Consider the following 16052-nt stretch of genomic DNA (forward strand, 5'->3'; position numbering starts at 1 on the left):
TCCCCGTCGAACCGCAGAGGCGGGGTGCCATTCAGTTTCAACTGAAACTGGCTGCCTGACCTGCAAGAACATCCATATCGAGCCCTCGCCATCGGCGGGGGCTCTTGTCATGGGAGGCCGTATGGCCCGAGACAAGGGGCGTCTGGACCTTCGCGCGGACATCCGCGAAGCGCTGACCCCTTACGTCCTGGAGGACCGCATGACCACGGCAATGACGGCCGTGATGATGTCCGTCCTTCCGCACTTCGAGCTGGCGTACAAGCGTGGCCTCGTGGCCGGACACAGCCGAGCCGGCTACAAGATCCCGAACCCCCGCAAGGAGAACTGATGATCCCCGTCTGCCACGCCTGCAAGCAGGTGTACTGCGTGTGCCGGGGGGGCCGATGACCCAGCCCAGCAGCGCCGAGGCCCGCGCCTACGACAACTTGTACGCCGAGCTCACCCGAGGCGTATCCCACGCGCAAGTCCGCCACCACCTGATCGAGGAGTACCGGGCCGCCGTCCTCCGCGAAGCCGCCGCTGAGGCTGAACGCGAGAACGCCCACTGCCCGCCCCTCACGGCCAGCCCCTGTCAGCCCTGCGCCGTCCGCACCGCCGTTGCTGCCAAGCTCCGCCGGATGGTCGAGGAGGCCAGCTCATGACCAGATCCAGCAAACTGTTCGGCCGCCTTCGTGGCGGCCTTTCTCGTATCACCCGCAAACTCCGGCTCGACCTGCGCCGAGAGGACGCCGTGTGGGCGCTGATGGGTTGCCTTATCGGCGCCGCGATCGGCCTTCTCTTCACGGTCGTGACGAACAGATAGGAGGACCGATGGTCCTGTACGACCCCAAGCGCAGTTGGATCCATCAGGGCACCTGCCGGAAGCTGGACGCCGACGACCTCTTCTTCGCCAGCGGCGGCTACCCGAGCCGCCCGGCTCAGAAGGCCGTGCAGGACCTCTGGGCCGAGGCCAAGGAGGTCTGCTCCTACTGCCCCGTGCTGGCGGAGTGCCGTCGGGACACCCTCGGTGAGGAGTACGGCGTCTGGGGCGGGCTCGACCAGCACCAACGCTTCCTGATCCGGAAGCGGCTCTCCTCGGACGAGCGCTGGAAGAAGTGGCCCGAGGAGAAGATCCTCGAATGGGGCGAGCACCTGGCCAAGCTCCGCAGTCGCGGAGTCATGTACTCCGAGATCCAGCGCCAGACCGGGCTCCTGCCCAAAGCGGTTGAAGGGCTCATCGCCGCATGGCGGGAGCACGAACCGGCCCCCGAGCCGGTGGCCGAGGTCATCGAGCTGCCCGCGCCTGTCGAGGCGCCGCGCAAGCGGCAGGCATGGCCCCAGGAGCACGGCAGGCGGCACGCCTGGGTGCGCAATCACGGCGTCATCACGGACGGCTGGTACGCCGGCCAGACCGAGGACGGCAAGTGGATCTGCATGCAGATCTGGTCCGGCCGGGGCAACGTCTTCAAGTGGTTCAAGCCTGTCGACGTCCGCTTCTACATCCCGCAGACCCGGTGGACGGTGGCCTACCCGGGCCGCCCGGACGCCAACGACGTCCAGGAGGACGCCCATGCCGCGTGAAGCGCGAGAGCGCATCGAGAACCTGTGGGACAGGGCGACCCCGGTCGCCCCTCTGCTGGACGCGTACCGCGCGGAGGTGCTGCGCGAGGCGGCCGACGCAGAGACGGAGGCAGAGCGCCAGATGGCGACCGTTGAGCGCGTGCGTCACGTCCTGGAGATGGAGCCCGTTCTCAACCGCACTGCCCTGGAGTACAGAGGGCTGGTTCTGTCCGCCCTTATGGCCTGCGAGGCCGAGTCGTGACCATCCAACACCTCTCCCACTCCTCGAAGGAGACCTTCGAGAGGTGCGCGAAGTCGTGGTTTCTCAAGTACATCGCCAAGGCCCCCCAGCAGCCCGCCGTGTGGTCCGTGGGCGGATCCGCCGTACACGAGGCCACAGAGTTCCACGACCTGCTGTCCTTCTCGGACGACGAGCGGATCTTCGATCTCGCCGGTACCTGGGAAATGTGCTTCGAGGACCAGCTGGCCAAGGCCATCGACAAGGAGCCGAACCAGAACCTCTGGCGCAGGAGCGGCAACGACACCGTCGAGTCCTGGCGAGCCATGGGCCTGAACCACGTGCAGGCGTGGATCGACTGGCGCGAGCGCTCCGGCTGGGAGATCTGGACGACGCCGGACGGTGAGCCGGCGATCGAGCTGGACATCTCCGGGCACCTGCCCGGCTGCCCGGTGGAGATCAAGGCCTACCTGGACCGGATCATGTGGGATCCGCTCTTCAAGAAGCTGTGGATCCTCGACCTGAAGACGGGCAAGAAGGCGCCGGCGTCTGCGGCGCAGTTCGGTGTCTACCGGGCTCTCGTCAAGGTGAAGTTCGGCGTCGACATCTTCGATGGTCTCGCCTTCATGAACAGGGCGGGCACCCCGGGTAAGCCCTGGGATCTCACGGAGTACACGCCAGAGGCGGTCGGCAAGCTCTTCGGCGAGACCTGGAGGCAGATCCAGGCCGGGGAGTTCCCGGCGAACGGGATCGCGAACCGCGGGTGCTATCTGTGTGATGTATCAGCGGCCTGCCACGCGAAGGGAGGCCCGCTGAGTGCCCGCTACGACCCCGATCATCCTCAGTACGTTCCTTACTGAGCGCGACGCCTCGCGCTTCTGGTCCCGGGTGGCCCTCCCTGACGCGGAGGGCCATTTGCTTTGGACCGCACACCGGAATGAGCACGGGTACGGCCAGATCCGTATCGGCCAGCGCGCTTGGTACGCGCATCGTGTGTCGTACGTGATCGCCAACGGCGAGATCCCGGACGGGCTGGTTATCGACCACACCTGCCGCACGCCGGCGTGCGTAGCGCCGCTCCACCTGGAGCTGGTGACGCAGGCAGGGAACCTGCGCCGGGCGCGCAAGACGCACTGCAAGCGCGGTCACGCGCTTGAGGGCGCCAACGCCTACATCCGCCCCGACAACGGCACCCGACAGTGTCGAGCCTGCGCCGCCGCGAGGCGGCAAGAAAGGAAGGTGGCGTGAGCTACCGCCACAGCAGCTACCGCAAGGTCAAGCGGGCCGTACAGGCAGCCCGAGAGCTGCCGCCCAACGGCGACATGACGGGCTACGCCCGTCACCACGGGAACCGCATCAGCCACTGGCTGAACGCTCGCCCGCTGGACAAGCCCCTCGCGTGGGGCAAGCCCAGGGACTGGCGCCTGTGAGCTGCGATTGCGACTTCTGCTGCATCGCCTGCGGCCCTCACGAGCCGCGGTGCATCCGTAACGAGATCAACCGAAACGAGGACGACCAGTGACCGACACCATGCCCGAGCAGACCGAGGACTACGACGCCCCCGAGCGCGACGTGGAGGTGTCCTACCTGGAGTACGGCCCCCTCCCGGAGGCCCGCATCAGCCTCAACTTCACCCCGGGCAAGCCGCCGCAGCTGACGGTGCGGGCGCACACGGCGGCAGAGCTGACCGCGGCGCTGAACGAACTGGAGGACGGCGGCGTGTACGGCGCCATCGGCGTGGCGCACGCCTCCATGGGCGCCCAGGCCAGCATCGGCGCGGGTCTCGGCCCGACCACCCAGATCCCGCAGCCGGCCGGCCCCCCGGCGCCGCAGGGCGCGCCCACCCCGCCTCCGTTCGGCCCGAACGTCTCCGTCCCGCAGGCCCCCGGCTACGCTGCCCCCCCGGCACCGATGGCGCCCCAGGCCCCGGCCGCGGGGCAGTGGGGCGGACAGGCCCAGGGCGGTGCCCAGAACAGCCGCGGCCCGAAGCCGCGGCCCACGGACTGGCCGCAGGTCTTCCGCATCGAGGTCCCCTTCCAGCAGAAGGAGGCCTTCAAGCAGTACCGCGAGCAGTACAAGGACGCCTTCCGGGGGAAGGTCGCCTGGGCCGGCGGCGGTGGCTACTGGGTCCACGGCGACATTGTCCAGTCCTTCGCTCCATACAACCCGGTCGCCGCGTAGTACGTGCTTCGCTTCCCTGAAGCCCTCCCTGTCCCCCACACTGTGGGGCGATGGGGAGGGGGTGAGCACATGGCATCAAGGTCCAGGGCGTACACGCGTCCCGGAGCCGATCCGACGGGGCGTTTCCGCCCCGTCGTCACCCCCGAGCAGGCGGCGCGAGCCGAGCAGCTGGCGCGCGAGCTGGCACCCCCGACACCGTCGGAGACGGTCCGGTCGGAGGCGTGGTACGCCGGAGCAGGCGAGCGCGAGCGGTTCCCGCAGGCGCACGTATGGGCAGGCCTGATCATCGGCTTCGTGGCCGTGGTCAGCTTGTTGAGGTTCATATAGATGCAGACACTGTCCCGCTCTGTCACGCGAGGCGCCTTGGGCAAAGAGCCCTTGGCGCCTCCGTTTGTGTCATGGGAGGCCCGGGGGATTCGCTTCCGTCGGGCCTCCGTCTCGATGCTCTTCGGGCAGTCCGGGTCCCACAAGACCCGGATCATGCTCAACGCCCTGCTGAATATGCGGGTCCCGACTCTCGGTTTCAGCACCGACTCCGACCAGGACACCGTGGCCAGCCGGCTGCTGGCCATCGACCAGCGCGTCTCGACGGACGTCACGGAGCAGTGGCTCCGGACGGAGCCCGAGAAGTGCGCGGCGGTCCTCCAGAAGTACGACTTCCTGCGCTGGGAGTTCATGCCGTCGCCGTCGCTCGACGACGTCTGGCTGAGCACGTACGCGTACCACGAAGTTGAGGGCCGCTGGCCCGAACAGATCGCGATCGACATCGCCTCGGACATCGGTCACGACACGGGCGACGAGTGGTCGTCGCTCCGCGACCTGATGCGCCAGGCCAAGGTCTTGGCCCGCGAGACCGAAGCGCATGTCCTGCTCCTACACCATGCCACTGACAGCGAGCGCACCAAGCGCCCCTGTCCACGCAAGAGCGACATGCAAGGCAAGGTCAGCGCCCTGCCCGAGGTCATCATCACGTGCGGCCTCACCGGGAACGGTGACCTGCACGTGGCGTGCGTGAAGAACAGGCATGCCAAGGCCGACGCGGATGCGTCAGATCACTTCCCCATGACGCTGGACGCCGCGACGTCCTACGTCGGCGACTACGTAAGCCAGCCGCACGCCTACGCAGGCGGCTGGAACGGAGAGGACGGCTGGTAATGAGTAACTACAGGAAGCTGACCCAGGAAGAGCTGGTCGCCGAAGCGACCGAACGCTTCGGGAAGGACCCGTTCAAGTGGGCCTTCAAGTGCCCCTCCTGTGAGGACGTGGCCACCGGCCAGGACTTCTCCGAAGCGCTGAAGGAGCGCCCCCGCAATCACACACGCTCGGGCGCGGAGGTCATCGCCTCGGACATCGTGGGTCAAGAGTGCATCGGCCGCACGCTGGGCGCCCTTCAGGGGCCGAAGGACAAGTGGACCGGCCGGGGCTGCGACTGGGTCGCCTACGGCCTGTTCGGCGGACCATGGGAGATCGCCCTGCCGAACGGCGCCACGATGCACGCCTTCCCCCTGGCGGAGGCGTCATGACTGACCTCGTCCTCAAGCAGCTGCGCTTCGAGCGGGCGCGCCTGGACTACCAGGCGGAGAAGCTGCGCACCAGGCAGCGCGGCATGGTCCCCACGAGCCCGGCTGCTGCCGCCATCGCCAAGCAGACCAGGGAGATCCAGACGCAGGCGGACAGCTACGCCCTGCTCATCGAGAAGGCGGAGGAGATGCGGTGAGCGAGACCGACTTCGCGGGCTTCAAGGCGCTGTGCGCCGCGCTCGGAGTGCAGACGTACAGCAAGACGGACGCCTTCGGGCGCCCAGACATCGCGGTTGACCGCGAGGGGCTGAACAAGCTCATCGCGGCCGGGGTCCTGCCGGAGGATCCGGCGGACCTGATGGCCCACATGGAGAAGCTACGCAAGCGTCTGGAGGAAGGCGAGTGACCGGCCCTGAGCACTACCTCGAAGCCGAACGGTGGCTTACACACGCCAAGGGCGCCTACCTCGACATCAGTGACAACGCCGGTCCCCGGGAGGACTACGCCACCGAGGAGGAGTGGTGCGAGGCGCTGTGTGAGAGCGCTGAGGCTCACGAGCTGATGCTGCGGGAGACGGCCGTGTTCGCCGCTCTCGGCCAGGCCCACGCCACCCTCGCGCTCGCCGCCGCCACGGCGATGCCGCCGGGTCCGCCCGACTCCGCTAGTCGGAGCTACTGGGCCAAGGCGGTATACAGCCTGTGATCCTCTGCCGCATCCGCCACGCGTGGTCGCCGTGGCGTGAGGAACTCCAGGAGTGCCCGGACGGTGAGCTGGTCACCGTCGCCGTGTGGCGGCGCGACTGCCGCCGCTGCTTCATCATCGACGAGCGGGAAGAGGTGCTGTCGTGCGTGTGATCGTCACCGGCTCCAGGAAGTGGAGCGACTCCGCAGCCGTGTTCAACGCCCTCTGGGAGGTCTTCCACCAGCACGGCCCCTTCCAGCTCATCCATGGCGCCTGCTCGACGGGCGCCGACGATCTCGCCAGCTACTGGTACCGCGTCGCGGGTCAGCAGATGGGCTGCACGGAGATGAAGTACCCGGCCAACTGGAACATGGGCAAGAGCGCCGGTCCGGCGCGCAACGTGCGCATGGTGTCCGCCGGCGCGGACCTGGTCTTGGCCTTCCCGCTGCCCGAGGGTTCGGGCACGCAGCACACGATCAAGCTCGCCGAGGAGGCGGGCATCCCTGTGAAGGAGTTCAAGCATGAGTGAACACGAGGACAAGAGCGTCGCGATAGGTCTTCGGTATCTGGAGGCCTCGGAGAACTTGATCCGGATACTCCGGAGCTACTGCTCTCGCGAGACGGCGCGGCGCATCTTCCTCCGCACCGACGACCCGACGGAGGAAGGCGAATCCGTCAGGGCCGAGATCCGGCGCGCAGGCGCTATCCAGTTCGACACGCTCTGGCCGAAGCGTCCTCTCACCCAGAAGGAGCTGCGAATCAAGATCGCGGAAGACAACCTCCGTAAGGTTACGGCCGAAGTGGTGGCCGCCTTCAAGGGGGAAGGGAAGAGTCGGGCCGAAGGCTGGCGCATCCTCCAGGAAGCAAACGGGCATGTCGTGGACTGCGACTGCCTGCGGTGCGACTCCCGGGAGCTGTACTACACCGACTACTGGCCGGTGGCCGATGACTGACCCTCCAGTCCCCCATGACCTGCCGAGGTACCTGCCCAACGACCCGCCCAAGTGGCGGGTTCAGTTGTATCGGGGCCAGTGGGGCTGGAACTGGACGCACCAGTGCGATGCCACGCACCACAAGGACGGCCACAGCTACATGACCTGGCGCATGGCGTACAGGTACGCCTACGAGCACGCGAAGGAGTGCCTGTGAGCAGCGTGACTGACGTCTTCGTCATCATCGGGGACACCGACACCAGCAACGCCGAGAGCCTCGCCCCTCAGGTCGTGAGAGCCATCAAGGACTTCGTCGGGTACGACTGGAAGCTCCCCATCATCTCGCTGATGCGAGACGACTGGGCCACCCTCCAGGGCGGCGGCAAGGTGGCGGGCAGCGCCGCCATCTGGTTCGGCTACAACTACGCCGACGTGGCGGGGCTGGAGACGCACCTGCTGGAGCAGGGCTTCACCAACATCACGGTGTGGTCGCACCACGAGAACGACAGCGACAAGGCGCCTCGGGTGGTGAGCTGGTGAGCAGCGAAGAGACGGTCCGAGTCGACCTCGGGGACGACTACTACGTCGGGCCCTACGTCTCGTCGGACCCCGTGCACCTGGACTACGAGGTTCCCCGTTCCCAACTGGAGCGCTGGGAGGCCGCGAAGGCGGCCTATGAGTCCATGCAGGAGGAGATCGAGGAGGTCATGGAGAAGCAGCGCGAGCGCGCCATGGCGCTCGCCTTGGAGCGCCGTAAGGCGCGCCCCAGTAGCGTCTCCGCCGCCATTCAGGCGGCGTACGAGAAGGCCATTACGGAGACGCTCAAGCAGAGCCTTCTGCTCAAGCGGGAGGGCAAGTGAGCACCAAGAGCACCAGAAGGGCCCCGGCCGGGGCCCTTCTGGCTTTGGGGGCATACGTCGCCACCATTCCCGCTGCCAATCTTGCCGTGGAGCAGATTGGGCTGGTCCCGACCGGCTTCGGTCAGGTAGCCCCAGCGGGGGTCTACATGGTCGGCCTCGCGCTGGTGCTGCGGGACTTCGCACGCGAGGTCGCCGGGAGGGGCGCCGTGCTCGCAGCTGTCGTTGTGGGCGTCGCCCTGTCCTACCTGCTTGCGAGCCCTGAGCTTGCCGCGGCATCCGCCGTGGCCTTCGGGGTGTCGGAGCTTCTGGACTTCGCCGTCTACGAACCGCTCCGCAAGCGAGGCTTTCTCTCCGCGATGCTCGCCTCGAACGCCGTCGGCCTCGCCGTCGACAGCCTGCTGTTCCTGTGGCTCGCCTTCGACTCGCTGGAGTACCTGCCCGGTCAGCTTTTCGGCAAGGCCTGGATGACGCTGCTTGCAGCACTGGCGATCGTAGCGCGCAGGCGCTGCGCAGCGCGGTGACGCGTCTCTACTTCAACACCCACGAGACACACTGGCTGTACGACCAGCGATATGAGGCCCTACTCAAGGGCTACACGCTTTTCGTCGCCATGCCCCGTCTTCTGCGGCGGAAGAGCGCATTCCCCCCGGCGCTGCATCCGTACTGCATAGACAGCGGCGGCTTCTCCGAACTCCAGAAGCATGGGCGGTGGACGAAGTCCACCAAGGAGTACGTGGCCCTAGTCCGCCGCATCGTCGGCGAGCTGGGGCCTGAGCTGTGCGAGTGGGTGGCGCCGCAGGACTACATGTGCGAGCGCATTGTCATCGAGGGGGGCATCGCCCCCAGGGGGCTCGTCTTCAAAGGCACGCGGGAGCTTCGCGGCCTATGGCCAGGCGAGCCCGAACAGGACCGCCAGACGGCGGTCCGTATCCATCAGCGCTTGACGCGGGACAACTACCTAGAACTGAGGGAGTTGGCTCCAGAGATCAGGCTCATACCAGTCCTCCAGGGCCAGACGCTGGAGGATTACGACTACTGCGACCAGCTATACCGCGAAGCGGGAGTGAACTTGGCAGAAGCCCCCGTAGTTGGGCTGGGCTCAGTCTGCCGCCGGCAGGCGGAGAGCGAGATCGAAGAGATTGTGGATCACTTCCACGCTAAGGGCTACCGCCTGCACGGCTTCGGCGTGAAGACGCTGGGGCTAGGCCGGTACGGCCCCAAGCTCGTCAGCGCCGACTCCCTAGCTTGGTCGGAGGACGCCCGTCGATCCGAGCCGCTGCCTGGTCACAGTCACAAGAACTGCGCCAACTGCGCCGGCTGGGCGATCCGCTGGCATCAGCGCATTGTCAACAAGTACCCGGAGGCTGTAACGGCATGAGCACCAAGAGCAAGGCAAAGGGCACCACGGCGGAGCGTGAGGTGGTGCGCTACCTCCAGCAGTGGTGGCCCGCGGCGGAGCGCCGGGCGCTGTCCGGCAACAAGGACAAGGGCGACGTCGCCGGGATCCCCGGCGTGGTCGTGGAGGTCAAGGCGGCCGTGACGCAGCAGCTCGCGGCCTGGACCCGCGAGACCTGGATCGAGATGGAGAACGCGGAGGCCACCAGCTGTGTGCTGGTGGTCAAGCGTCCGCACCGGAACGTCTCGCGCTGGGACGCGTACATCCCCTACGTGCTGCTCCCGTGGGACGACGGGGACCACGAGGGGGAGAAGGAGACGGAGCTGTGGGCTCGTATGGACCTGCGAATGGCCGCTCTGATCCTCTCCGAGGAGCTGGGCCACTAATCCCCATCGCCCCCGTCCTCCTGAACTACGGCATCGAGCTGAACACAGGCCGCTGGGGCGAGGAGACAGTCTGCTGCCCCATCCACGGGGACCGGCGCCCCAGCATGCGCGTGAACGTCGAGAAGGGCGTCTTCCACTGCCATGCCTGCGGCGCCGGCGGCTCCGCTATCCAACTGATCCAAGCCATGGAGTCCTGCGATCGTGCAGACGCTATCGAGCGAGCAGAGAACATTCTTCGAGACAGCGGTCTCGACGTACCAGGCCGATCTCGCGGCCGATACAGCCGTCCAGGAGTATCTGGCGAAGCGGGGCTTCAGCCCGCAGGACGCCGCTACATTCCGCCTGGGCGCCGCAGCTAGGCCCCTGCTGGGCCACGAGCAGTACCGCGGAAGGCTCGCGATTCCGTACCTCACGCCCTCCGGCGTGGTGAACATGAACTTCCGCTGCGCCCGTGACCACGACTGCAAGACCGTCGAGGGCCACCGCAAGTATCTGAAGCCCGAAGGCTCCTCGTCGAACCTCTTCAACGTGCTCGACCTGAAGAGGGAGTCGGACTTCATCGCCGTCGCCGAAGGCGAGCTGGACACCATCACGCTCTCCATCTGCGGCATCCCCGCCGTGGGCGTGGCGGGCGTGAAGGCATGGGAACCGTGGTTCGGCCGCTGCCTGGCCGACTTCGACACCATCTACAGCTTCGCCGACGGCGACAAGGCGGGCGGGTCCTTCGCCAGCTTCCTGGGCCGCGAGGTCAAGGCCCGGCCCATCAGGCTGCCTCAGGGCAGCGACGTGAACCAGATTTTCCAGGAAGGAGGACCGGATGCAGTCCGAGCCCTCATCGCAGGATGAGCTGCGGCGGCAGGTCGAGGACGCCGTGTATGAGTTCCGCGAGCGCACCGCGCTCTGGGGGGAGTCTGACGGAGTGACCCAGGCTCTTGCCAAGGAGGTCGCAAGAGCTATCACCCCCAAGGCGGAGCCCGAGCCCATCATCAACAATCGCTGTAAGTGCGGCCATGACCGCTTCCGGCACTGCTTCGGCGAGGTCGACGGCGCCTGCTCGAAGCCGGACTGCGACTGCGAGGCGTATGTCCCGGTCACGGTCGAAACCGTGGAGCTGCCTGAGGTGATCGAGCCGGTGGACATCCGGCCCGGCTGCGCCGTGCTCCACACGGACGGCAAGGGCAACGTGGTTCCGTGCCCGGACGAGGCTCCGGCGGAGCCGGAGCGCCGTTGTAACGGCTGCGGTCACCACGGGGGCGAGGGCTGTGGGTGCTCCGCACACGCCTTCGTGTCGCGGGAGCACTGCGACCGTTGCATGGGGACCTACCTCATCAAGAGCGTCGCGGCCCTCCCGCCCCCCGAGGGGCCCGAGTACGCGCCCTGTGTGGACTGCGGGCACATCGAGCCGGAGCACGCCCCTGACGCGGGTGAGGGCGAATGCTGGGCTGACGGCTGCCCGTGCCAGGAGTACCGTCCGGCCGCCATGTGCGACTGCGGACACCCGCAGTTCGAGCACAGCATCTACGGCTGTGCAGATGACTGCGCCTGCGAAGCGATGTACCCAACGCTCCCGCCCCAGCCCGAGCGGCGCCCGCCGCTCAGCGTCGCGTACAGCGTGGCCGGTGGCCACGCCTACGAGGTCAGCATCCCCGGTGACGCGTCCGTCACCGCTGAGGACGGCGTCCTCATCATCAAGCACCCCGAAGCGCAGGTCTTGGCGATCATGCGCGTAGCGCCCATGGAGGGCCCGTGAAGCGATACACCTTCACCTGTGTCCTGGAGGGGGACTTTCCCACCTCCTGGGATGAGGAGCGCGCCGTGCGCTGCGCGCTGACCTATGGCGAGAAGCACCAGGACTTCTCCCTTTACACCAAGGGCTCCATCGAGACCGAGGACATCGAAGACGGGGAGGAGATCTGATGGCCCACGAGACCGAGAACGAGCGTAACGCGACCACGCACGTGCGCATAGCCATTGCGGAGCTGATCGAGGACCGCAAGCACACGCACAGCCGCGAGGACATCGCGGCCTTCCTGGACGCGGAGCTGGACCGCTCCTTCGAGGAGGCGGCGTAGATGTGTGACTGCGACTGCGAGCGATCGAAGTGCGACCGCTGGAAGCAGGTCGAGAACGCCCATGCCAGCGAGCTGGCCGAGCAGCTTCGCGACCGAGCGGGCGTCTTCGGGGTGTTCCGCTCTGAGGACATGCGCATGAGGGCGGAGGCCTTCCGGGCCGCCGCTGACCTCATCGACCCGGAGGTGTCGACGTGAGCGAGGGGATACCGCCGCAGATGCTCGACTACTTCGCGACGCGCGAGCGTCAGCGCAACGAGGACATCGACGAGCGCCTGTCGCAGTTCACGCGCCGGGAGTGGTCCCTCATGCGCGAGGCCGCCGTCATGGGCTATGTGCAGGGCACCATGCACCTGAAGGGTGAACCCCACCCCAAGGACACCCCCGTCTTCCGGGGCGTGGTCTACGCCTGCATGACGCAGAGCGATCTGTACCCGGTCATCTCCGGCCGGGTGGATCAGTACTCGGAACCGGAAGGGGAGCAGTGACCATCTCGCTGACCATCGGCAGAGACTCGTTCAAGATCTGCCACAAGGAGGGCGCCCGTACCACGGTGTGGGACGTCCACAAGAACGACTCCGAGGAGACGATCGTCCAGACCTTCAAGGACGTCATCGCCTTCGTGGAGGGCGGGGGCATGAAGCCCGTCACGCACCCCATCAAGGACTGGTCGCTCCCCGTGCAGGGCCCCGAGGTCTCCGGCGGAGACGTGCCGCTCACCAATGGCTGGGCCGCCTACGCGGCGCCGGAGATCCCGGAGCACCTCAAGGGCGAGATCGAGCTGGTGCAGCCCGGGGAGGACGCGTGAGCGCGCGGGAACGCCTTCGGATCATGGTTGGAACCGATCCGGGCTCTCGGACCGTTTGGTCCCTGGAGGAGGTGGAGCAGGCGCTTGACGCCTTCGCCCACGAGCTGGCGGAGCGGCAGCGCGACTGGGCCCAGCGCGAGTACGACCGCGACATTCACGTGGACGAGTTCACGCTCCGGCGACTCAGGGAACAGGCCGACCTCATCGACCCCACGAAGGAGAGCGACCGTGGCTGAGAACAAGGAGTGGTTCAGCGTCGGGAGCGTCGAGTTCCCGAACCGGGAGGGCGCCTTCGAACACGCGGAGGCGAACGCGTCACACACTGACAAGCCGGTGGAGGTCTACCGGTGGACGCGCACCGTGGTACGCCGGTACTCGCGCAAGGTGACTGTCCAGGCTGAGGATGTCAGCGGGCTCGACGCGTGACATGATGTCCCCGTCGGCTCCCTCTCCAAGGACCAAGGGCCGGCAGCGTGCCGGACTCCGGACTTAGATCACCCGGATCGACCGCATGCAGAAGAGCCCCTCCTTCGGGAGGGGCTCTTTTTTGCGTTGTGGGGCTATTCAGCCCATGAGCTGCCAGGCGCCTGTGGCGCCACCGCCACCGATCACGGCCGCGGCCATGGAGAGCTTCCACATCTTCGCTTCGAGCAGGACGAACTTCCGCTTCAGCTCCTCGATGGCACGCTCTGCGCCGATCTGGCGTTCCAGGGTGACGTCCAGGCGTCCATCCAGCTTGGCGAAGCCGGTGTCCACGGAGCCCTTGAGGCTCGCCAAGGCGACCGCGATGGAGCCTGTGCTGTCTTCCTCGTTCACGCAGCCTCCTTGGGGCGTATCCGCCCGGAGACCCAGACCTTGAGTGCCGTGAGGACGAGTGCCAGAGGCGCAGCCCACCACACGCTCACCTCACCCAGCTGCGTGATGGCGACAGCCACCCCCGCCTCCAGGCCGGTGAAGCCGGACCGCTCGATCAGATCCTTGACGTCCATGGTTACTCCCTCAGTGACGGAGGCCGGAGACGGTCCAGGGCCTCACAGGTGGGCCGGTCCAGCACTCCGCTGACCGGAATCTTGAAGAGCTGCTGCACGCCCCTCAGGGCGCTGCGGGTGGGCTCGTCCATGTCGCCCGTGTCGGGGAGCCTCAGCGCCCTCTGGGCCGTCTTGACGGCCTCGCGTTCAGCGGCGTTCGCCGGCGCGATGATGACGCGCTCAGGGGGCCACATCACTGGCCTCCGCAGGGCCAGTGCCAGGACGGCCCGCCCTTGGTCTCGTCGTGGGGGACCTCGCGTTCGGGGTACAGCGTGGCCTCGCCCGGCATGAGGTACGTCAGCTGCACCGTGTCCAGGTCGTCCTGCGTGACGACAGCCGCCCGGCAGCGGGCGTCGACCATGTCCCAGAAGTGCACGGCTTCGCCGACATCGGCGTCCCGGTCGGCCTTGTCCGACCGTCGCGTCCTGGCGTACGACAGGAACGACGCCGCGTCGGTGGCGTCGGCCTCCAGTACTTCGTAGTCCATGCCCTGCTCCTAGGTGGTGACGTCAGCGATGGTGCGGAGCTCGACCCAGAGGATTCCGCCCCAGCGGGAGCCGTTGTTGTTGGGCGAGGTCTTCTGCTCGAAGCGGTAGTTCTCGATGAGGACGAGGTAGCTCAGCCCGGACCGGAGGTCCTGGAAGGCGACGCTGTCGCCGCGGGCGGCGATCTGCTCGAACTCCTCCAGGCGATCCAGGGTCCGGCCGACTGCCCCAGTCGTCTGTCCTGCGCGGTCCTTCTCCCGGTCCGCGCACAGGAGCGGCAGCGTGAAGATGCGCTGCCGTACGACTCCCGGCATGGCCTTGAGCTGCCAGCCATTGACCTCGCCACCCTCGGTGGTGTCGGTCGCGGAGCGCCCGAGCGAGATCTTCAGGGCGACCCACTCCACCGGCTGGGCCGGTGTCACCAGGGACACGTCCTCGATGGCCACCGAGGATCCCTCGGCCATGGTGATGATGGAGGTCTCGGCGCCGCCGGGATCGATGATGGCCAGGTTCACGGTGCCGTAGATGCTCGTGGGCGTACGCACGGTGGCGAACTTGAAGAGCTTCGGTTCGAGCGTGTTGTACCGGACCCGGCCCGTGGTCAGGTAGCCGCTCGCCTCCAGCGTGGAGGCGGACTCCAGGTAGCTGCCCGAGCCGATCACGGCGAAGGCCATGCGGTCGGAGTTACCGAAGACCGTGACCGCGGAGACCTCGCCGGTCACCTTGGCCTGGAGGTCGGTCGCGTAGGCGTACCGCGCTCCTGCGCTGATGCCGTTGTCCTGGACGGGCTGACCGAGGTCGACCCGGTAGAGCCCGCTCTTGGACTCGATGGCGTTCGTGGCCGCGACGAAGAAGAACCGGTCATAGCCGGCCACAGCCTTCACGCCGGAGGCGTTCTCAATCAACAGCGGACCGTACTGGATGTCCCCGTTGTCGTTGATCTCGCCGACGCGGAAGCCCCGGTTGGTACCGATGCCGATGAACGACCCGAGATAGGTCGTCATGGCGTAGACGACCTCGCCCCGCGGCAGCTGGGCGGCCAGGATGCCGCCAGAGGCCAGCGTGGGCACGTTGCCGCTCGTGTCGAGCACGAACTTGTAGATGGCTCCCTGGGAGCCGGCGTACCCGGACGCGTAGATGGCGTTCGTGCCCTCGGCTATGTCCGTCCAGATCCATGAGCTGTTGAGGTGCGTGAACTTGGCGACCGGCAGCGCCGGGCCGCCCGTGGTCAGCTCGTAGATGGCCGGGCCGATGCCCGCCATGAGGCGGCCCTTGATCCAGCGGACCACTGTGCTCGCTGAGCCCGTGTTCCAGATCAGGGACCCGGCGCCGTTTCCGGCGCCCCGGTAGATGCCCGTGGAGTCCGCGGCGTAGTAGTTCGTGCCGTCGGACGTCAGGCTCCTGATCGTCCCGGCCCCGCCCCACGTGATGGTGGTCGTGGCCGATCCCGTGTCGGACTTCAGGGCCGTGCCCACGGCGGACCAGTAGCGGTCCGTTCCGTCGTTCCAGCCGACCAGGTGATGCCGGTCCGCGGAGGCGTCCGCGATGCGCTGGGAGGTCTCACGCAGAAGCGTGAGCTTGCCGTTCACCCACGGATTCACACCGACCGAGTCGGCGTAGCGGATCGCGTACTGGTTGTCCGAGGACGGGTCCTGGTAAAGGAGGCCGGCTCCGCCGATGAAGGACGACTGCGCCCGGTACCACCAGCCGCTCAAGCTCTGCTCGCCCGGTTCCTGCTGGTTGTCGAACTGGTCCTTCTTGATAGGGGCCCCGGCCCTGGTCATGACGTTCTGGTCATCGGCCTTGATGAGCCAGGGCATCCCCGCGATGGCCACGTCGTACTGGACGCCGCTGAGCGTGTACGTGGCCGCGGCCGAGGAGGTGCGGCCCGACAACGGGAACGGCAGGCGGCTGACGATGCCAGTCATG

At 67.3% G+C, this 16052-nt stretch carries 38 protein-coding genes and 1 pseudogene; 34 read left to right on the forward strand and 5 right to left on the reverse strand.

Going from position 1 to position 16052, the window contains the following annotated elements; translation table 11 throughout:
* Positions 1-121 precede the first annotated feature (121 nt).
* The 34 genes and pseudogenes from ACFWUY_RS33425 (at position 122) to ACFWUY_RS33590 (ending at position 13036) form a co-directional block, all read left to right on the forward strand.
* Complete coding sequence (locus ACFWUY_RS33425) at positions 122-328, forward strand: hypothetical protein (RefSeq protein ID WP_384118668.1); 207 nt, start codon at positions 122-124, stop codon at positions 326-328.
* A 55-nt stretch (positions 329-383) separates the two neighbouring features.
* Positions 384-641, forward strand: coding sequence for a hypothetical protein (locus ACFWUY_RS33430; protein ID WP_384118670.1), 258 nt, complete (start codon positions 384-386; stop codon positions 639-641).
* On the forward strand, positions 638-802 hold the full coding sequence (locus ACFWUY_RS33435; RefSeq protein WP_384118672.1) for a hypothetical protein: 165 nt from the start codon (positions 638-640) through the stop codon (positions 800-802). The genes ACFWUY_RS33430 and ACFWUY_RS33435 overlap by 4 nt, the downstream gene beginning before the upstream one ends.
* Before the next feature lie 8 nt (positions 803-810).
* The gene (locus ACFWUY_RS33440; protein WP_384118674.1) at positions 811-1560 is read left to right on the forward strand and encodes a WhiB family transcriptional regulator; all 750 of its coding nucleotides are present in this window, start codon (positions 811-813) and stop codon (positions 1558-1560) included.
* A complete protein-coding gene (locus tag ACFWUY_RS33445; protein ID WP_384118676.1) occupies positions 1550-1801 on the forward strand; it encodes a hypothetical protein in 252 nt (83 codons plus the stop codon). The genes ACFWUY_RS33440 and ACFWUY_RS33445 overlap by 11 nt, the downstream gene beginning before the upstream one ends.
* The gene (locus ACFWUY_RS33450; protein ID WP_384118678.1) at positions 1798-2637 is read left to right on the forward strand and encodes a RecB family exonuclease; all 840 of its coding nucleotides are present in this window, start codon (positions 1798-1800) and stop codon (positions 2635-2637) included. The genes ACFWUY_RS33445 and ACFWUY_RS33450 overlap by 4 nt, the downstream gene beginning before the upstream one ends.
* A 133-nt stretch (positions 2638-2770) precedes the next feature.
* On the forward strand, positions 2771-3025 hold the full coding sequence (locus ACFWUY_RS33455) for an HNH endonuclease (RefSeq protein ID WP_384118680.1): 255 nt from the start codon (positions 2771-2773) through the stop codon (positions 3023-3025).
* A complete protein-coding gene (locus ACFWUY_RS33460; protein ID WP_384118683.1) occupies positions 3022-3207 on the forward strand; it encodes a hypothetical protein in 186 nt (61 codons plus the stop codon). Before ACFWUY_RS33455 ends, ACFWUY_RS33460 begins: the two co-directional genes overlap by 4 nt.
* Before the next feature lie 88 nt (positions 3208-3295).
* On the forward strand, positions 3296-3958 hold the full coding sequence (locus tag ACFWUY_RS33465) for a hypothetical protein (RefSeq protein WP_384118687.1): 663 nt from the start codon (positions 3296-3298) through the stop codon (positions 3956-3958).
* Positions 3959-4027: 69 nt separating this feature from the next.
* Complete coding sequence (locus ACFWUY_RS33470) at positions 4028-4285, forward strand: hypothetical protein (RefSeq protein WP_384118689.1); 258 nt, start codon at positions 4028-4030, stop codon at positions 4283-4285.
* A 153-nt stretch (positions 4286-4438) separates the two neighbouring features.
* A complete protein-coding gene (locus ACFWUY_RS33475; RefSeq protein ID WP_384118691.1) occupies positions 4439-5113 on the forward strand; it encodes a hypothetical protein in 675 nt (224 codons plus the stop codon).
* Complete coding sequence (locus ACFWUY_RS33480; RefSeq protein ID WP_384118693.1) at positions 5113-5481, forward strand: VVA0879 family protein; 369 nt, start codon at positions 5113-5115, stop codon at positions 5479-5481. Before ACFWUY_RS33475 ends, ACFWUY_RS33480 begins: the two co-directional genes overlap by 1 nt.
* Complete coding sequence (locus ACFWUY_RS33485; protein ID WP_384118695.1) at positions 5478-5675, forward strand: hypothetical protein; 198 nt, start codon at positions 5478-5480, stop codon at positions 5673-5675. The genes ACFWUY_RS33480 and ACFWUY_RS33485 overlap by 4 nt, the downstream gene beginning before the upstream one ends.
* Complete coding sequence (locus tag ACFWUY_RS33490) at positions 5672-5884, forward strand: hypothetical protein (RefSeq protein WP_384118697.1); 213 nt, start codon at positions 5672-5674, stop codon at positions 5882-5884. Before ACFWUY_RS33485 ends, ACFWUY_RS33490 begins: the two co-directional genes overlap by 4 nt.
* Entirely contained in the window at positions 5881-6180 is a 300-nt protein-coding gene (locus tag ACFWUY_RS33495) for a hypothetical protein (protein WP_384118698.1), read from the forward strand. The genes ACFWUY_RS33490 and ACFWUY_RS33495 overlap by 4 nt, the downstream gene beginning before the upstream one ends.
* A complete protein-coding gene (locus ACFWUY_RS33500; RefSeq protein ID WP_384118700.1) occupies positions 6177-6332 on the forward strand; it encodes a hypothetical protein in 156 nt (51 codons plus the stop codon). Before ACFWUY_RS33495 ends, ACFWUY_RS33500 begins: the two co-directional genes overlap by 4 nt.
* A complete protein-coding gene (locus tag ACFWUY_RS33505) occupies positions 6323-6688 on the forward strand; it encodes an SLOG family protein (protein WP_384118702.1) in 366 nt (121 codons plus the stop codon). The genes ACFWUY_RS33500 and ACFWUY_RS33505 overlap by 10 nt, the downstream gene beginning before the upstream one ends.
* Positions 6681-7112 carry a hypothetical protein gene (locus ACFWUY_RS33510; RefSeq protein ID WP_384118705.1) on the forward strand — a complete coding sequence of 144 codons (432 nt, stop codon included), beginning with the start codon at positions 6681-6683 and terminating at the stop codon, positions 7110-7112. Before ACFWUY_RS33505 ends, ACFWUY_RS33510 begins: the two co-directional genes overlap by 8 nt.
* Positions 7105-7308, forward strand: a complete 204-nt coding sequence (locus ACFWUY_RS33515; protein ID WP_384118709.1) for a hypothetical protein — start codon at positions 7105-7107, stop codon at positions 7306-7308. The genes ACFWUY_RS33510 and ACFWUY_RS33515 overlap by 8 nt, the downstream gene beginning before the upstream one ends.
* Complete coding sequence (locus ACFWUY_RS33520) at positions 7305-7631, forward strand: hypothetical protein (RefSeq protein WP_384118712.1); 327 nt, start codon at positions 7305-7307, stop codon at positions 7629-7631. Before ACFWUY_RS33515 ends, ACFWUY_RS33520 begins: the two co-directional genes overlap by 4 nt.
* On the forward strand, positions 7628-7951 hold the full coding sequence (locus ACFWUY_RS33525; RefSeq protein WP_384118715.1) for a hypothetical protein: 324 nt from the start codon (positions 7628-7630) through the stop codon (positions 7949-7951). The genes ACFWUY_RS33520 and ACFWUY_RS33525 overlap by 4 nt, the downstream gene beginning before the upstream one ends.
* On the forward strand, positions 7948-8472 hold the full coding sequence (locus tag ACFWUY_RS33530; protein ID WP_384118719.1) for a VUT family protein: 525 nt from the start codon (positions 7948-7950) through the stop codon (positions 8470-8472). The genes ACFWUY_RS33525 and ACFWUY_RS33530 overlap by 4 nt, the downstream gene beginning before the upstream one ends.
* Positions 8469-9329, forward strand: a complete 861-nt coding sequence (locus ACFWUY_RS33535; protein ID WP_384118723.1) for a hypothetical protein — start codon at positions 8469-8471, stop codon at positions 9327-9329. Before ACFWUY_RS33530 ends, ACFWUY_RS33535 begins: the two co-directional genes overlap by 4 nt.
* On the forward strand, positions 9326-9733 hold the full coding sequence (locus ACFWUY_RS33540) for a hypothetical protein (RefSeq protein WP_384118726.1): 408 nt from the start codon (positions 9326-9328) through the stop codon (positions 9731-9733). Before ACFWUY_RS33535 ends, ACFWUY_RS33540 begins: the two co-directional genes overlap by 4 nt.
* Positions 9734-9837: 104 nt before the next feature.
* A pseudogene (locus ACFWUY_RS33545) lies at positions 9838-9900 on the forward strand (hypothetical protein); the annotation flags it as partial.
* A 34-nt stretch (positions 9901-9934) separates the two neighbouring features.
* Positions 9935-10579: a hypothetical protein gene (locus ACFWUY_RS33550; RefSeq protein ID WP_384118860.1), complete on the forward strand. Its 645-nt coding sequence runs from the start codon at positions 9935-9937 to the stop codon at positions 10577-10579.
* The gene (locus tag ACFWUY_RS33555) at positions 10551-11483 is read left to right on the forward strand and encodes a hypothetical protein (RefSeq protein WP_384118730.1); all 933 of its coding nucleotides are present in this window, start codon (positions 10551-10553) and stop codon (positions 11481-11483) included. The genes ACFWUY_RS33550 and ACFWUY_RS33555 overlap by 29 nt, the downstream gene beginning before the upstream one ends.
* Entirely contained in the window at positions 11480-11650 is a 171-nt protein-coding gene (locus ACFWUY_RS33560; protein ID WP_384118733.1) for a hypothetical protein, read from the forward strand. Before ACFWUY_RS33555 ends, ACFWUY_RS33560 begins: the two co-directional genes overlap by 4 nt.
* A complete protein-coding gene (locus tag ACFWUY_RS33565; RefSeq protein WP_384118737.1) occupies positions 11650-11805 on the forward strand; it encodes a hypothetical protein in 156 nt (51 codons plus the stop codon). The genes ACFWUY_RS33560 and ACFWUY_RS33565 overlap by 1 nt, the downstream gene beginning before the upstream one ends.
* Positions 11806-12000, forward strand: coding sequence for a hypothetical protein (locus tag ACFWUY_RS33570; protein ID WP_384118740.1), 195 nt, complete (start codon positions 11806-11808; stop codon positions 11998-12000). It abuts the gene before it with no gap.
* Positions 11997-12290, forward strand: coding sequence for a hypothetical protein (locus ACFWUY_RS33575; protein ID WP_384118742.1), 294 nt, complete (start codon positions 11997-11999; stop codon positions 12288-12290). Before ACFWUY_RS33570 ends, ACFWUY_RS33575 begins: the two co-directional genes overlap by 4 nt.
* Positions 12287-12610, forward strand: coding sequence for a hypothetical protein (locus ACFWUY_RS33580; RefSeq protein WP_384118745.1), 324 nt, complete (start codon positions 12287-12289; stop codon positions 12608-12610). Before ACFWUY_RS33575 ends, ACFWUY_RS33580 begins: the two co-directional genes overlap by 4 nt.
* Positions 12611-12681: 71 nt before the next feature.
* Positions 12682-12846 (forward strand): hypothetical protein, encoded by a 165-nt coding sequence (locus ACFWUY_RS33585; protein WP_384118748.1) that lies wholly within the window; start codon positions 12682-12684, stop codon positions 12844-12846.
* Positions 12839-13036: a hypothetical protein gene (locus tag ACFWUY_RS33590; protein ID WP_384118752.1), complete on the forward strand. Its 198-nt coding sequence runs from the start codon at positions 12839-12841 to the stop codon at positions 13034-13036. The genes ACFWUY_RS33585 and ACFWUY_RS33590 overlap by 8 nt, the downstream gene beginning before the upstream one ends.
* A 138-nt stretch (positions 13037-13174) precedes the next feature.
* On the opposite strand, the gene ACFWUY_RS33595 is transcribed toward ACFWUY_RS33590, so the two are convergent.
* From ACFWUY_RS33595 to ACFWUY_RS33615, 5 genes are read right to left on the reverse strand one after another with little or no spacing between them, the layout of a single operon-like run.
* The gene (locus ACFWUY_RS33595) at positions 13175-13426 is read right to left on the reverse strand and encodes a hypothetical protein (protein WP_384118756.1); all 252 of its coding nucleotides are present in this window, start codon (positions 13424-13426) and stop codon (positions 13175-13177) included.
* Entirely contained in the window at positions 13423-13599 is a 177-nt protein-coding gene (locus ACFWUY_RS33600; protein WP_384118760.1) for a hypothetical protein, read from the reverse strand. The genes ACFWUY_RS33595 and ACFWUY_RS33600 overlap by 4 nt, the downstream gene beginning before the upstream one ends.
* Positions 13600-13601: 2 nt before the next feature.
* On the reverse strand, positions 13602-13832 hold the full coding sequence (locus ACFWUY_RS33605; protein ID WP_384118763.1) for a peptidoglycan-binding protein: 231 nt from the start codon (positions 13830-13832) through the stop codon (positions 13602-13604).
* Positions 13832-14125 (reverse strand): hypothetical protein, encoded by a 294-nt coding sequence (locus tag ACFWUY_RS33610; RefSeq protein WP_384118768.1) that lies wholly within the window; start codon positions 14123-14125, stop codon positions 13832-13834. Before ACFWUY_RS33610 ends, ACFWUY_RS33605 begins: the two co-directional genes overlap by 1 nt.
* A 9-nt stretch (positions 14126-14134) precedes the next feature.
* Positions 14135-16051, reverse strand: a complete 1917-nt coding sequence (locus ACFWUY_RS33615) for a hypothetical protein (protein ID WP_384118772.1) — start codon at positions 16049-16051, stop codon at positions 14135-14137.
* Position 16052: the final 1 nt, after the last annotated feature.

The sequence above is a fragment of the Streptomyces sp. NPDC058664 genome, assembly GCF_042716635.1.
Lineage (GTDB): Bacteria > Actinomycetota > Actinomycetes > Streptomycetales > Streptomycetaceae > Streptomyces.

What these genes read in the sequence shown, in the direction of transcription:
- ACFWUY_RS33425 (WP_384118668.1), top strand. Translation starts at nt 122, where the DNA reads ATGGCCCGAGACAAGGGGCGTCTGGACCTTCGCGCGGACATCCGCGAA.
- ACFWUY_RS33430 (WP_384118670.1), top strand. Translation starts at nt 384, where the DNA reads ATGACCCAGCCCAGCAGCGCCGAGGCCCGCGCCTACGACAACTTGTAC.
- ACFWUY_RS33435 (WP_384118672.1), top strand. Translation starts at nt 638, where the DNA reads ATGACCAGATCCAGCAAACTGTTCGGCCGCCTTCGTGGCGGCCTTTCT.
- ACFWUY_RS33440 (WP_384118674.1), top strand. Translation starts at nt 811, where the DNA reads ATGGTCCTGTACGACCCCAAGCGCAGTTGGATCCATCAGGGCACCTGC.
- ACFWUY_RS33445 (WP_384118676.1), top strand. Translation starts at nt 1,550, where the DNA reads ATGCCGCGTGAAGCGCGAGAGCGCATCGAGAACCTGTGGGACAGGGCG.
- ACFWUY_RS33470 (WP_384118689.1), top strand. Translation starts at nt 4,028, where the DNA reads ATGGCATCAAGGTCCAGGGCGTACACGCGTCCCGGAGCCGATCCGACG.
- ACFWUY_RS33475 (WP_384118691.1), top strand. Translation starts at nt 4,439, where the DNA reads ATGCTCAACGCCCTGCTGAATATGCGGGTCCCGACTCTCGGTTTCAGC.
- ACFWUY_RS33480 (WP_384118693.1), top strand. Translation starts at nt 5,113, where the DNA reads ATGAGTAACTACAGGAAGCTGACCCAGGAAGAGCTGGTCGCCGAAGCG.
- ACFWUY_RS33485 (WP_384118695.1), top strand. Translation starts at nt 5,478, where the DNA reads ATGACTGACCTCGTCCTCAAGCAGCTGCGCTTCGAGCGGGCGCGCCTG.
- ACFWUY_RS33510 (WP_384118705.1), top strand. Translation starts at nt 6,681, where the DNA reads ATGAGTGAACACGAGGACAAGAGCGTCGCGATAGGTCTTCGGTATCTG.
- ACFWUY_RS33515 (WP_384118709.1), top strand. Translation starts at nt 7,105, where the DNA reads ATGACTGACCCTCCAGTCCCCCATGACCTGCCGAGGTACCTGCCCAAC.
- ACFWUY_RS33540 (WP_384118726.1), top strand. Translation starts at nt 9,326, where the DNA reads ATGAGCACCAAGAGCAAGGCAAAGGGCACCACGGCGGAGCGTGAGGTG.
- ACFWUY_RS33555 (WP_384118730.1), top strand. Translation starts at nt 10,551, where the DNA reads ATGCAGTCCGAGCCCTCATCGCAGGATGAGCTGCGGCGGCAGGTCGAG.
- ACFWUY_RS33565 (WP_384118737.1), top strand. Translation starts at nt 11,650, where the DNA reads ATGGCCCACGAGACCGAGAACGAGCGTAACGCGACCACGCACGTGCGC.
- ACFWUY_RS33570 (WP_384118740.1), top strand. Translation starts at nt 11,806, where the DNA reads ATGTGTGACTGCGACTGCGAGCGATCGAAGTGCGACCGCTGGAAGCAG.
- ACFWUY_RS33600 (WP_384118760.1), bottom strand. Translation starts at nt 13,599, where the DNA reads ATGGACGTCAAGGATCTGATCGAGCGGTCCGGCTTCACCGGCCTGGAG.
- ACFWUY_RS33605 (WP_384118763.1), bottom strand. Translation starts at nt 13,832, where the DNA reads ATGTGGCCCCCTGAGCGCGTCATCATCGCGCCGGCGAACGCCGCTGAA.
- ACFWUY_RS33610 (WP_384118768.1), bottom strand. Translation starts at nt 14,125, where the DNA reads ATGGACTACGAAGTACTGGAGGCCGACGCCACCGACGCGGCGTCGTTC.
- ACFWUY_RS33615 (WP_384118772.1), bottom strand. Translation starts at nt 16,051, where the DNA reads ATGACTGGCATCGTCAGCCGCCTGCCGTTCCCGTTGTCGGGCCGCACC.